Consider the following 12,959-nt stretch of genomic DNA (forward strand, 5'->3'; position numbering starts at 1 on the left):
ACGGGCGGAAAGCCTGAAAGGCGAGTGGCAACTTTGGTTGCCCTCGCCTTTTTCTTTTAAAGAAACAGCATTTGCCTTCCCCACCCGTATCAGGAACAATAACGGATCGGGGCTGATGAGGATTTTTGGAGACTGAGGCCTCAGCCAGCCTCCTGCTTTACGGGGGAAATGAAACAGGCATGACAGGCAGCACACTTTCCAACCGCATTGCACAAGGTTGCGGAACTGAAATAGCGGATACGGTCATCAAGAATGTCCGGCTGTTTGATCTGGTAACCGGAGAGCTTATTCCCACGGATATCGCCCTGTGCGGGGACAGAATTGTCGGCACGCTGGACACGTACGAGGGCAAGCGCATTATTGAAGGCCGGAACCGCATTGCCGTGCCGGGCTTTATTGATACGCATCTGCATGTTGAATCTTCGCTGATCACGCCTTTTGAATTTGACCGCTGCGTCCTACCCCATGGTGTAACCACCGCCATTTGCGACCCGCACGAAATGGCGAACGTTCTGGGGCGGGCAGCGCTGGACTACTTCACGGAGGCCGCGACCCGCACCATCATGGATCTACGGGTCAATCTCTCCAGTTGTGTGCCTTCTACGGCGCTGGAAACCTCCGGCGCATGCCTTCGGGCCGTAGACCTTGCCCCTTACCGCACACACCCCAAGGTGATCGGCCTGGCGGAATTCATGAACATTCCGGGGGTTCTGAACTGTGACCCGGAGTGCATAGAAAAGCTGGAAGCCTTTGAAGGCTGCCACATTGATGGACATGCGCCCCTTATGCGTGGCCGCAAGCTGAATGGCTATCTGGCGGCTGGCATCACCACCGATCATGAAGCCACCACAGCCGAAGAAGCCTTGGAGAAAATCCGCAAAGGCATGATGGTGCTGATCCGCGAAGGCTCCGTCTGCAAGGATCTCAGAGCCCTCGTGCCTTTGCTCACACCGCAGACGGCACAGTTCTTCGCTTTCTGCACGGATGACCGTAACCCGCTTGAAATCGCCCATGAAGGCCATCTGGATTACCTCATCCGGCTTGCTATCTCTCTGGGCGTGGAGCCTCTGGCCGCCTATCGCTGTGCCACACTCAGCGCGGCACAGGCTTTTGGCCTGCGGGACAGAGGGCTGATCGCCCCCGGCCGCCGCGCGGATATTGTCCTGCTGGATGACCTGCGCGAATGTCGCGTTTCAGACGTGATCAGCGCGGGCCGGCTGGTAAATGATGCCCTGTTTGAAACACGGGATATCCTCCCCGCAACAGGTATTGGCAGCGTACAACTCCCTGCCCCCGTGACTGCCGTTGATATGCTTGTGCATGGTGATGGAACAGAACGCCCCGTTATTGGCCTGATACCGGGCCAGATCATAACGCCTTTCCTCAAGGCCGATCTGCCTACCAAAGAGGGCGTGGTGCTGCCAGATGTCACGCAGGATATTGCCGCTGTATGTGTGGTGGCGCGCCACGGGCATAACGACAACATAGGTCGGGGCTTTGTGAAGGGCTTTGGTCTGACCAGTGGGGCCATTGCCTCCTCCGTGGGGCATGACAGTCACAATATCTGCGTAGTGGGCATGGACCCGGCTGACATGGCAGAAGCTGTGAACCATCTGGAAAAGCTGGGCGGAGGCTTTGTTGTTGTGCAGCACGGCAAAGTTCTGGCGGATATGCCCCTGCCCGTGGCTGGCCTGATGAGCGATGCACCATTTGAAGTGGTACGTGACCAACTTATCACGCTCCGCGCCGCTGCGCGCACCCTCGGCTGCACGCTGGAAGAACCCTTCCTGCAACTGGCCTTCCTACCGCTGCCCGTTATTCCCCACCTGAAAATCACGGATTTCGGCATGGTCGATGTGAACAGAATGGAAGTGCTCTCCTGAACCCTCTCCTACGTCCCAAGAAAGCCATAGTCTCCCGTCGCCGTCCCTCTCACTTGTTTTTTTAAGGGGCTTTAGAAAGCGATTACCACCTCCCCAGACTGGAGGGCATGGGAGGCTGGGAGGCTGGGAGGCTGGGAGGCTGGGAGGCTGGGAGGCTGGGAGGCTGGGAGGCTGGGAGGCTGGGAGGCTGGGAGGCTGGGAGGCTGGGAGGCTGGGAGGCTGGGAGGCTGGGAGGCTGGGAGGCTGGGAGGCTGGGAGGCTGGGAGGCTGGGAGGCTGGGAGGCTGGGAGGCTGGGAGGCTGGGAGGCCATTTGAAAGGTCCAGTCCCAAGCAACGCAAGGGATTTTTGGGGCTAGAACGGGTTTTTGAAGAGCATCAGGATCAGGCGAAAGAAGGACCGGGGACAACAAACAGAAGCCTTTAGGGCGAACGTTTACCCACGCTGGTGAGAGAAACGTCTCTTGTTCCCTTGTCCCATCGGAATGAGGAAGCCCGTGTTCGGCGTGGCGAACAGAGTGCGTGTAAAAAACACACTCTGCTTCCACTCCCACTCCCTACTTTCTCTTAGGCGTGCAGATTGCAGGGTGCCTTAGCGTTGCAAGCCGCTCAGATAATATAGTCAATCGGCGGTAGCATCTGGTCCATGGTGAAAGCGGGCATGCCGGAGTGACGGGTGCCCACCTTGCGGGCCGGATTGCCAACGACGGTGGTAAAGGGCGGTACGGATTCCAGAACAATGGAGCCCGCTCCTATTTTTGCGCCTTCGCCAACTTCGATATTGCCCAGCACTTTAGCGCCAGCCCCGATCAGCACCCCGCGCCGTACCTTGGGGTGACGGTCTCCGCTATGTTTGCCAGTGCCGCCGAGCGTCACTTCCTGCAACAGGGAGACATCATCCTCAATAATGCAGGTTTCCCCCACCACAATACCGGTCCCGTGGTCAAACAGGATGCGCCTGCCAAGACGGGCAGCCGGGTGAATATCGACACCAAACAATTCGGACGCGCGGCTTTGCAGATGCAAGGCCAGATGCCGCCTGCCTTCATGCCAGAGCCAGTGCGCCACACGATAGCTCTGCACGGCATGAAAGCCCTTGAAGAACAGAAACGGCGTCACGTAATCCGGGCAGGCAGGATCACGCTCCCGAATGGCTACCATATCAGCGGCAGAAGCGCAGACAATTTCGGGCTGCGCTTCAAACCCTTCCATTACCAGTTCAGAGAGCGCATCTGCCGCAACGGAGCGATCCCCCAGCTTGCGCCCCAACAGGGCTGCCAGTGCGGAGGCAAAATCGGAGTGGCTGCGTATCCCGGTAGCCAGAAGGCCGCGCACCAGAGGGTCATTGCAGACGCAGGCCTGGGCGATCATCTGTTGCCACAGGACTTCCAGTTGAGGGCCGCACGCCATGCTGGCCTCATCAAAATGACTGGATAGAACAGAATTGGAATGCACCTTGTTCATCGGTGAGTTCTCTCCAGAATGAGAAACGATCAAATCCCCATGGCGTGGCGCACAAAGGCCTTGCGCAGCTTGGGAAACCGGTTGACGCCTGCAATACCCAGATCACGCGCCAGACGAATAACGGGATTGTTGTTGCTGAACAGTCTATCAAGTGTATCGGTTGCCGCAAGCATCAGCATATTGGCCGGACGGCAGCGCGCCTGATACCGCGCCAGCAACGCTGGGCCACCCAGATCCTCGCCCTTTGCGTGCGCAGTAATCATAATGTCACTCAGCGCGATAATATCCCGAAACCCCAGATTAAGCCCCTGCCCTGCAATAGGGTGAATGCCATGGGCGGCATCCCCAACAAGCAGCAGGCGCGTATCCGTGTAACGCTGCGCATATTGAGCAGAAAGCGGATAGGTCCAGCGCCGCCCCACCGGCGTCACCTTGCCCAGCCGGGTGTTCCCCATACGGCGTTCGATTTCGCGGGCAAACACCTCATCCGGCAGAGCGGCAAACCGTTCGGCTACGCCATCCTTATCACTCCACACAATAGCGGACAGATAGGGATGGCTCTCTGTTCCGGTCATGGGCAGTTGGGCAAAGGGGCCTGCTGGCAGAAAATGTTCCAACGCGCCGTTATCATGCGGGAATTCATGCGCAATGGCGCAGACAATGGCCGTCTGCCCGTAGGAGAGTTTGGTCAACGGAATACCAGCTTGTGAACGCAGGCGGCTTTTCCGGCCATCAGCCGCGACCACGACAGAAGCGCGGAAGGTCCGGCCATCGTGCAGCCGCACCGTCGCGCCATCGGCCTGCCGTTCCACAGTCGCTTCTGCCGGGGCCAGAACCGTCAGGTTGGGCTGAGTGTGCAAGGTTTCATTCAGAGCCACACGGAGCGCCCGTGCCTCCACCATCCAGCCGAACGGCTGAGAGGCATCGTCCCGCGTGAATTCCAGAAACAGGGAGGACGCTGGTTCGCCCGGCCGTCCGTCCGTTACCAGAATATCTTCAATGGGGCAGGACTCCAGCGGCAGAACCTCCCACACACCTGCTTCTTCCAGCAGCTTCTTGGGCCCTGCTGCAATGGCATAGGCCCGGCCATCAAAATCAGGATGCTCCATGGGCGGCAGGTCGGCACGGTCAATAATGGCGACCGTGATCCCTTCCTTTGCAAGCCGGCACGCCAAGGTTGCCCCAACAGGCCCTGCGCCGACAATACAGACATCAACATCCGGCAGCATCTGGCCTGCGGACGCGGTGTCATGAACAGCGGATGCGGTGGAGGCAACCATGGTCTTTATTCCTTATGCACATCCCCCGCGCGTAAAGCCTGCCCGGGGTTCTGAAGGTCTCTCTTCTACCCTACCCCCGCAGAAAGGCCAAAGACGGAGGCTCGTCAACGCCGGAAAAATCTGGCATGTTGCATCCGGAACGAATTTAACGCTCATAAAGCGTCCTGCCAGAGGGGAAGCTTTATGTCTGGAGCCAGAAGGAACACAGGCCAGATGAAGCTGGTGACCGCGATTATAAAGCCCTTCAAGCTTGATGATGTTCGTGAAGCTCTGGCCCCCCTTGGCATTCAGGGCCTTACTGTCTCTGAAGTCAAAGGTTTTGGGCGCCAGAAGGGCCAGACGGAAATTTATCGCGGCGCAGAATACCGCATCAGCTTCCTGCCCAAGATCAAAGTGGAAATTGCCGTATCCGACACACTGGTCGATCAGGTGATTGAAGCCGTGCTGGATGCCGCACACACCGGCAAGATTGGCGATGGCAAGATTTTTGTGAGCGAACTGGAACGGGTCATCCGCATCCGAACCCGTGAGACGGGTGATGATGCTCTATAGAGCTTCATTACCACCAAGCGCGTCTCTTTACCTCACATCACATTCTTTGGCTTTGGTTTAGCAGTTCGGCCCTCTCTCGTTCTTAGGTATTCGGGCCATCCGAAAAACTATGCTACTCTCCCCCTAAGGCTTATTTGAGGGTGAGTTATGGGTTTTCGTTCTGCTGCTGTTACCATGGTATATAATGAAGACAAATTCTTACCTATATGGATAGATTATTACGGTAAAAATCTAGGGTTCGAGAATTTATACATTATTGATCATGGATCAAATGATGGTTCCACGGCGAGAATACCTGGAAATGTCATCAAAATCCCTCGTGATAATTTTGATGATGTACAGCGTGTGGGTTTCATCAATAAGTTTCATGCGTCCCTCCTCACCTATTTTGACTGCGTGCTTTATACTGACTGTGATGAGTTTCTGGTACCACGCCCAACCCGTTACAACTCACTTGTAACTTATCTGCGCGAACAGCATCACGGGAACGTTGTGCGCGCAGTGGGTGTGGATGTGATGCCCAATGCCATGTTGCTGCCTCCGGTCAATTTTGCTTCAAACATACTCCCTCAACGCCCGTACGGCTTTATAACACCTTGGGAATCCAAACCTCTGGTGACCAAAGTGCCTACGGAATGGAGCCCTGGCTTTCATAATTGCAACCAGCCCTCAATTCTTGATGAAGATCTCTGGCTGTTTCACCTTAAACATTGCGATCTGCAACGCAGCCTGATGCGACTGAATCTCACACGATCAATGAAATGGAGTGAGCAGGGCGCAGCTTTTGGCCACCATCAGAGAAGCAGAGACGAAGATCTGATCCATCTCGTCCAAACTGTTGTGAACGAGCAGGAAGATGCCTCCCTTGATAGTCTCCCCATAACTTCACTTCTGGCAGAAGGTGGATACAGCAAGTTACGCCGTATCCCTGACATGTTTTTGCCCTGCCTCTGAAAACTTTCTGGAGCACCCAAGAAAATGGCAATCTGCTATCCTGGCATCACGGCTGGGTTGACCAATCAGAAAATCGCCCTGATTGGCCTTATCCATAAAGCATTAAGAGATAACACTCCTTTAGTTCTGCCTCAGATTGTTTCTTTTCACCCGCAGGGTGGAGCGCACGAATTCTGCAATTTTGATGAAATTTACCAGCGCGCGCCACTAGAGAAAGTTTTTGATGCCTTTGATATTCCCTACAGCAATCAACAATCCCAGGCAGAGACAGAAAATGTGGATGGTTGGCAATGCTTCTGGGAAGGCGCAGACCGATGGGGAGAAACAGGTCGAGCAGGCATGGCGGCACTCCCTGACCTAACCTGCCAGATTATCCGCCACCTTGTTCCGGCCCCTTTACTCTCTGACTGCGCAAAACTGCTTCTGGCCAAAGTTGAAGCGGCCAACATAGATTGCGCCATTCAAATGCGTATAGAAAATGATTGGCAAGGGTATTCCGCAGATGTGTTGCCCACATTTTCTGAAAAAGACGAAGATTACTGTCCCGATTTTCAAGGCATCATGCAGAAGGTAGTGGCGACCTTAGGGAAGGGGCTAAAAAAGGCTTACGTGCTGTGTGATGAAGGATGCCTACCTGTCAGTAAAGACATTATCCGTGAACATGTTCTTGATGCTTTCGGCATAGAGCTATTCTGGAAATCAGATTTTCTGCCTTCTGATCTCCTAAAATCCAAACTGGTCTCATCAATTCTCGATTTTGAAGTTGCCCTTCATCTTTCCACATTTGTAGGCAATAGCCGGTCAACATTTTCCTGCTTTGTGACTTTTGAAAAAATATGCCGAACGCTCACAGCCCCCACATCCCATTATATTTATAACCTTCCCGGCCCCTTTTTAGGTAAACGACGAGACAACGGGGCAATGATGGTGCCTCAACAAGCGATAGACACCTTGTACGGACGAGCTCCGTTAAGGGACATTCTCTCTTCTGATCTGAAATGGCCCTTGGCTTTAACTGCTCACGTTTCAACGCTCGGTGACTTTAAGAGTGAAACCTCCTCCGTAAAGGGTATACCATCAGGCGATCTCATTATTGATGCTTCATATCCCGTTGCCCGAAGTCTAGAAGGTTTCAGTCTCGAAGGCGGCACAGAGCTCCCAGACATAGAATACAGAACCCTTGATATCCATCAGCACGAAAGCGCTTGGGACAGCACAGGAACCTTCTGCGGCTCCCGTGGGCAAGCACGTCCTTTATGCGGCTTTGCCTTCCGCATTACGGGGCCCGCCAGCCTATCAGCTGATTGTCTTTATGCTGGACGATTCGACGGACATTCAGAAATTATATTCGCCCAGAATGGAGAATGGTGCCGCGCACCAGATGGTGCTCCTTTAACGGCTTTGCACCTTTTATTCCGCCCCAAAACAAAATCATGAAAAGAAAACAGTAATAGATATCAATCTATAGCGATAATATTTCATATGGAATGAATTTATAAATTTATTCCATATGATAGCCAGAAATAAATAATTCTATTTTTGTAAATATTTTAGCTCCCTTCCCGCTTCTGATTTTTATGGGAAGAAAAATCCGCTCCTGAGAAAATCATTTCGTTCAGGCTACGGTAAAAGAAAGAAATATGATATCACGACGTTCTGTCCGTGCCCTTTAATTCGGCACAAGCACTACAGGGAGAACAAGACTCCATGGCCTCGCGGTCCTTTACGGTTTCGCCTGTTTCAGGCGGTTTGAACAGGCAGGCAGTTATTTCCGCTTTGGTGGGTGGTATTCTGCTTCTTCCCTCCGGGCTTGCCCATGCTGCTGACGCCGAGCCTGCCATTGATACGGGTGACACGGCATGGATGCTGGTCAGCACTGCGCTGGTGCTGATGATGACCATTCCCGGTCTGGCCCTGTTTTATGCAGGCATGGTGCGCAAGAAGAACGTGCTGGCAACGCTCATGCAGTCCTTCGCGCTGTGCTGCATCATGTCCATTGTGTGGATGGTGGCCGGATATTCCCTTACCTTCACCACTGGCACGCCATGGATTGGCGGGCTCTCCCGCATGTTCCTCAATGGGCTGGGTGCTCACATCCATAATGGGTCGGATATCGCCTTCACCCTAGGGGCGGATTCTCCCAACGCCACGACCATGACCATCCCCGAGAGCATCTTCATGATGTTCCAGATGACGTTTGCCATCATCACCCCGGCGTTGATTTCCGGGGCGTATGCGGAACGCATGAAGTTCAGCGCCATGTGCGTGTTCTCCATCATCTGGTCTCTGGTTGTCTATGCGCCCATCGCCCATTGGGTATGGAGCCCCGTGGGCTGGCTTGCAGGCCTTGGCACAGCAGATTTTGCAGGTGGTACAGTGGTTCACATTAACGCCGGTATTGCCGGGCTGGTGTGTGCGCTGGTGCTGGGCCGCCGGAAAGAGTACGGGCAGGATGATCTCTCCCCCTTCAACCTGACCTACGCCATTATCGGGGCCTCCCTGCTGTGGGTTGGCTGGTTCGGGTTCAATGCGGGGTCTGCCGTTGGCGCAAATGGCCGCGCGGGCATGGCCATGGCCACCACCCAGATTGCCGCAGCAGGAGCCGGTGTTGCGTGGATGCTGGCCGAATGGCTGCGCACCGGCAAACCGACCGTGCTGGGTGTGATCTCCGGCGCTGTGGGGGGGCTTGTTGCCATTACCCCCGCTGCGGGCTTCGTGCTGCCCGGCAGCGCGTTGATTATCGGTCTGATTACCGGCGTTGTCTGCTTCTGGAGCGCGACCTCCCTCAAGCACCTGCTGGGCTATGATGACAGTCTGGACGCCTTTGGCGTGCACGGCGTAGGCGGCATTGTGGGGGCATTGCTGACGGGCGTTTTCGCTTACGGCCCGCTCTCCGCAACAGACACCAACCCCACGGGTATTGTGGGTTCCGTCCACCAGCTTGTGGTGCAGAGTGAAGCCGTGATTGTCACCATCCTGTGGTGCGGCGCCATTTCTTTCATTCTGCTGAAGCTGATTGACATGACCATGGGTCTGCGTGTCACGGCGGATCAGGAACTGGAAGGGCTGGACATGTCCTTGCATGGGGAACGGATCAACTAACCTCCGCCTGCCCTCTTTCAATTCTGAACCCCTCCCCGCGCCAGCCGCTGGGAGGGGTTTTTCATGTCTGGGCCGGATTTTGCTTTCAGAACAAGACGGTCGTTCCCAAAGACACAAGTTCGTCATATGCTACGGACAATACAGGGCGTGACGGCATAGGGCCGTGTCTTTCCAACCCTGGCTTTGGATGAGGTTTTGTCCGCATGACATCTTCTGCCCGCATTGCGCTGGCCGCACTGGCCTTGAGCTGCGCTACCGCGCTTTCCGCACCAGCCGCTCACGCTCTGACTGCCAAAGAGTGCCACCAGAATTTTGCCGCAGCGCGGACCGCTGGCACCCTGAATGGCAAGAGCTACAAGGAATTCAAGGCTGCTACGTGTGATGCACCGGCAACCACGGCCGAGACTCCCGCCACCAGCCCGGCGGCTCCTGCTGCCACCACCGGCACTACCCCCACGGAAGCTGCCAAGCCTGCCACAACCCCTGTCAGCTCAGCTGGCGTGATCTTCCCTTCCGCCATTGCGTCACAATACGCCAGTCTGAGCGCAGGCAAAGGCCGGATGAAAACCTGCCTGGACCAGTACAAGGCCAACAAGACGAGCGGTGGCAACGGCTCGCTGAAGTGGATTCAGAAGGGCGGCGGCTACTACAGCCAGTGCAACACCCGCCTCAAGGGCGGCTAAGCTGCCTTGCCGGAACATCCCCGTGGGTGTTCCGGCCTTTTCCTTTTACAACCCTTCGCCCGTGCTTCGAGAAAAGCGGAACGCTCCGCCTTACCGTTTGAGAGACGGCATGACGTACAGCTTGCCGGTCCGGTAAGAAATCCAGACTTTGTGCGCCGCAAACCAGTCTGATCCAAGCAGCATATCCACGGAATCCTGAATGGGGGCCACGGTCAGAACCGGGGCTTTTTCTTCTTCAAGCCCGTATTTCAATGACCGAAATTTGTGCCAGTGATACACCTGCCGGTGCCCATCCACACCGCTGGTAATTCCACCGGGATCAGCCTCCAGCATGGTGGATGTCACCCCCAGACGGGCCACAACGGCCTCTGAGACAATGCGCGAGCGCGCGCCGCTATCCACCAATGCTTTCAACGGCTTTCCATCCAGTTCCACCTGAATGGTCACGCGCCGTCCATCAAACTGCATGGGCAAAGCACGGTAGATCACATGCCAATCCTGCGGCCCGGCACACACAGCCGATGTTTTGCTGGTATCCCAGAACGTCAGCCAGCCACCGGCCACATCAAATTCCATATCATAGCGGGAAAGCAGATCTCCCCCCACCAACCCTTCTATTGGAGGCTGTGTCTGTGGCTTTCCGGGTAGATATCCAACAGGGATGGACAGCGGCCCCGTCTCCAGACCGCCCATTTTGAAGCTCTGCACAATCACGTTTGGCACCAGACGGCCTAGTCCCCCCGTACCGCGCACCACCGTATGCACGGAAGGATCAAGCGAAAGACCGAACTGGTCCGCCCCTTCAGGCGAAATCAGACTTCCCTCTGACCCGGTATCCACAATCATGCTTGCGGGATGGCCGTTGATCTCCACCGGCGCATTCAGAAAACCGGCATCATTCCGCAAGGGCAGACGCGCCACGCGCTCATGCTTGCACGCCCCTTCCGCCCCGCTGGCTGGCTGCGGCGCAAAAGCACTCACCACGGCCATCAACGCCATGGAAGATGCAAAAGCCAGATGGCGGGGAAAGGAGCGTGTGTGCGTCATGGCTCAGGCCAGTTCCCGCGCGAAGCGGTCCGTGGCATTCAACAATGCCGTCAGGATACCGGGTTCAAACAAGGCGTGGCCTGCGGCATCAATCAGATGAAACTCCGCTTCCGGCCATGCGTCATGCAGATCCCATGCTGTGCGGACCGGGGTGGCCATATCATACCGGCCCTGCACAATCACGGTGGGGATATGCCGGATACGCTCCACATTCCGGATCAACTGGCCTTCTTCCAGCCAACCGCCATGCACGAAATAATGGTTTTCAATGCGCGAGAACGCCAAAGCGTAATCGGCCTCTTCGTGCTGCTGTTCAATCGCTGGGGCAGGAAGAAGAGTGAGAGTCCGGCCTTCCCAAAGGCTCCACGCCACGGCAGCCTTGTGCTGCTCCGCCACATCGCCCGATGTCAGACGTTTGCGATAAGCCGCCATCAGATCACCGCGCTCGGCTTCCGGTATTGGGGCGAGAAAGTCTGCCCATTTGTCTGGAAAAATCCAGGATGCGCCTTCCTGATAATACCAGAGCAGCTCAGCTCGGCGCAGCGTGAAAATACCCCGCAACATCAGGGCCTGAACACGGTCGGGATGCGTCTGTGCGTAGGCCAGCGCCAGAGTGGACCCCCACGAGCCGCCAAAAACAGCCCATTTTTCCACGCCACACTGTTCACGCAAGCGTTCAATATCCGCCACCAGATGCCACGTGGTGTTGTTCTCCAAACACGCATGCGGGCGGGACCGCCCACAGCCGCGCTGGTCAAACAGCACAATGCGATACAGGGAAGGGTCAAACAGCCGCCGTTGAGCCGCATTGCAGCCGCCCCCCGGCCCCCCATGCAGGAAAACCACCGGAACGCCATCCGGGTTGCCACATTCCTCCCAGTAAATCTGGTGGCCCTCACCTGTATCCAGATAGCCATGTTTGTAGGGATCAATCTCTGGCCACGGGGCGCGGTAGGCGGGTGTCATGAGGTGTGGGGTCCTTCTTTTTCCAAAACTGGTTCGGAGCGCGGTGCAGAAGCAGCAGAGCGCGAGTCACCCTGAACGCCGGAACCGGCCCGAGGGTGAGCACGGCTCCAGACATCCAGCAATCGCGCCTCATCAGCCAATGTATAGCGCTGTGTGGTGGAAAGGCTGGCATGGCCGAGCAATTCCTGAATCACACGCAGATCCGCCCCGCCTTCCATCAAATGCGTGGCGAAGGAATGGCGGAGCGCATGGGGCGTAACATGGTCTGGCAGGCCAGCCAGCCCACGCCATTCCCGCATGGCCTTCTGCGCCACGCCGGGCTGCAGCCGCCCCCCGCGCACGCCGGGGAAAAGCGGCTCCCCGGCCAGAGGAGACGGATGATGTTTCAGCCAATGCTCCAGCGCCTGCTGCACCTGCGGCAACACAGGCACCAGCCGTTCCTTGTTGCCCTTCCCCTTGATGCGCAACACGCCGCTGGATGTCATAACACCCAGATCACCCACATTCAGGTTCAGCGCTTCTGAAATACGCAGCCCACACCCATACAGCAGCAGGAAGAGTGCCCCATCCCGTTGCTGCGCCATATCCGTATGGGCAAGAGCCGCAATATCTTCCGGCACGGCTTTGGCATCCTGCACGCTCAGGGGCCGAGGCAACGGCTTTTTAGTGCGCGGCGTCGCCAGCAAACCAACTGCCGGGTTTTCCACCCCGTGCCGCCGCGCCAGATAGCGGAAGAAAGACCGCACAGCCGAAACCCGGCGCGAGCGTGTGCGCGCCGCGCGGTCTGGTGTGCTCTTGCGCACCGTGGCACTGGCGGCCTTTGCCTGTTCATGCGCAAGCCAGGCCCGCATATCCCGCAGGCTTATTTTGGCCAGCCCCGCCATATCTGGCAGGCCGTTCAGATGTTCGGCCATGAACCCCAGAAAACGGGCCAGATCAGCCCGATAGGCTTCAACAGTCAGCGGTGAAGCGCGCCTTTCCGTGGTCATCCACGCCAGAAAAGTCTGGACGGCCTCTTCCGCAGTCATGCT

General features: G+C 56.5%; 11 protein-coding genes. 6 read left to right on the plus strand and 5 right to left on the minus strand.

What is annotated here, in order from left to right:
- The first annotated feature begins 179 nt into the window (after window positions 1-179).
- Window positions 180-1,883, plus strand: coding sequence for an adenine deaminase (ade, locus tag ASN_RS01815; protein WP_058989054.1), 1,704 nt, complete (start codon window positions 180-182; stop codon window positions 1,881-1,883).
- A gap of 606 nt (window positions 1,884-2,489) precedes the next feature.
- On the opposite strand, the gene cysE is transcribed toward ade, so the two are convergent.
- Both cysE and ASN_RS01830 read right to left on the minus strand, forming a co-directional pair.
- Window positions 2,490-3,290, minus strand: coding sequence for a serine O-acetyltransferase (cysE, locus tag ASN_RS01825; RefSeq protein ID WP_058989055.1), 801 nt, complete (start codon window positions 3,288-3,290; stop codon window positions 2,490-2,492).
- Window positions 3,291-3,373: 83 nt separating this feature from the next.
- Window positions 3,374-4,624 (minus strand): UbiH/UbiF/VisC/COQ6 family ubiquinone biosynthesis hydroxylase, encoded by a 1,251-nt coding sequence (locus ASN_RS01830; protein ID WP_058987034.1) that lies wholly within the window; start codon window positions 4,622-4,624, stop codon window positions 3,374-3,376.
- Window positions 4,625-4,837: 213 nt separating this feature from the next.
- On the opposite strand from ASN_RS01830, the gene ASN_RS01835 reads away from it, so the two are divergent.
- The 5 genes from ASN_RS01835 to ASN_RS01855 all read left to right on the plus strand — a co-directional run bounded on the left by ASN_RS01835 (window position 4,838) and on the right by ASN_RS01855 (window position 9,915).
- Window positions 4,838-5,176: a P-II family nitrogen regulator gene (locus tag ASN_RS01835; RefSeq protein ID WP_006560253.1), complete on the plus strand. Its 339-nt coding sequence runs from the start codon at window positions 4,838-4,840 to the stop codon at window positions 5,174-5,176.
- A gap of 147 nt (window positions 5,177-5,323) precedes the next feature.
- The gene (locus ASN_RS01840; RefSeq protein WP_058987035.1) at window positions 5,324-6,130 is read left to right on the plus strand and encodes a glycosyltransferase family 2 protein; all 807 of its coding nucleotides are present in this window, start codon (window positions 5,324-5,326) and stop codon (window positions 6,128-6,130) included.
- Window positions 6,131-6,154: 24 nt separating this feature from the next.
- The gene (locus tag ASN_RS01845; RefSeq protein ID WP_058987036.1) at window positions 6,155-7,567 is read left to right on the plus strand and encodes an O-fucosyltransferase family protein; all 1,413 of its coding nucleotides are present in this window, start codon (window positions 6,155-6,157) and stop codon (window positions 7,565-7,567) included.
- 270 nt (window positions 7,568-7,837) lie between these two features.
- A complete protein-coding gene (locus ASN_RS01850; protein WP_058987037.1) occupies window positions 7,838-9,232 on the plus strand; it encodes an ammonium transporter in 1,395 nt (464 codons plus the stop codon).
- A 203-nt stretch (window positions 9,233-9,435) separates the two neighbouring features.
- Window positions 9,436-9,915, plus strand: coding sequence for a hypothetical protein (locus tag ASN_RS01855; RefSeq protein ID WP_006559271.1), 480 nt, complete (start codon window positions 9,436-9,438; stop codon window positions 9,913-9,915).
- Window positions 9,916-10,005: 90 nt separating this feature from the next.
- On the opposite strand, the gene ASN_RS01860 is transcribed toward ASN_RS01855, so the two are convergent.
- The 3 genes from ASN_RS01860 to ASN_RS01870 are packed head-to-tail and all read right to left on the minus strand — an operon-like array spanning window position 10,006 to window position 12,956.
- Window positions 10,006-10,962: an aspartyl protease family protein gene (locus tag ASN_RS01860; protein ID WP_197603318.1), complete on the minus strand. Its 957-nt coding sequence runs from the start codon at window positions 10,960-10,962 to the stop codon at window positions 10,006-10,008.
- 3 nt (window positions 10,963-10,965) lie between these two features.
- Window positions 10,966-11,928 (minus strand): prolyl aminopeptidase, encoded by a 963-nt coding sequence (gene pip / locus ASN_RS01865; protein WP_058987038.1) that lies wholly within the window; start codon window positions 11,926-11,928, stop codon window positions 10,966-10,968.
- On the minus strand, window positions 11,925-12,956 hold the full coding sequence (locus ASN_RS01870; RefSeq protein ID WP_058987039.1) for a tyrosine recombinase XerC: 1,032 nt from the start codon (window positions 12,954-12,956) through the stop codon (window positions 11,925-11,927). Before ASN_RS01870 ends, pip begins: the two co-directional genes overlap by 4 nt.
- Between the last annotated feature and the right edge of the window lie 3 nt (window positions 12,957-12,959).

The sequence above is a fragment of the Acetobacter senegalensis genome, from assembly GCF_001499615.1.
Classification (GTDB): domain Bacteria; phylum Pseudomonadota; class Alphaproteobacteria; order Acetobacterales; family Acetobacteraceae; genus Acetobacter; species Acetobacter senegalensis.

Coding starts and splice junctions, on each gene's coding strand:
- ade (WP_058989054.1), top strand. CDS start 180: ATGACAGGCAGCACACTTTCCAACCGCATTGCACAAGGTTGCGGAACT.
- cysE (WP_058989055.1), bottom strand. CDS start 3,290: ATGGCGTGCGGCCCTCAACTGGAAGTCCTGTGGCAACAGATGATCGCC.
- ASN_RS01830 (WP_058987034.1), bottom strand. CDS start 4,624: ATGGTTGCCTCCACCGCATCCGCTGTTCATGACACCGCGTCCGCAGGC.
- ASN_RS01835 (WP_006560253.1), top strand. CDS start 4,838: ATGAAGCTGGTGACCGCGATTATAAAGCCCTTCAAGCTTGATGATGTT.
- ASN_RS01840 (WP_058987035.1), top strand. CDS start 5,324: ATGGGTTTTCGTTCTGCTGCTGTTACCATGGTATATAATGAAGACAAA.
- ASN_RS01845 (WP_058987036.1), top strand. CDS start 6,155: ATGGCAATCTGCTATCCTGGCATCACGGCTGGGTTGACCAATCAGAAA.
- ASN_RS01850 (WP_058987037.1), top strand. CDS start 7,838: ATGGCCTCGCGGTCCTTTACGGTTTCGCCTGTTTCAGGCGGTTTGAAC.
- ASN_RS01855 (WP_006559271.1), top strand. CDS start 9,436: ATGACATCTTCTGCCCGCATTGCGCTGGCCGCACTGGCCTTGAGCTGC.
- ASN_RS01860 (WP_197603318.1), bottom strand. CDS start 10,962: ATGACGCACACACGCTCCTTTCCCCGCCATCTGGCTTTTGCATCTTCC.
- pip (WP_058987038.1), bottom strand. CDS start 11,928: ATGACACCCGCCTACCGCGCCCCGTGGCCAGAGATTGATCCCTACAAA.
- ASN_RS01870 (WP_058987039.1), bottom strand. CDS start 12,956: ATGACTGCGGAAGAGGCCGTCCAGACTTTTCTGGCGTGGATGACCACG.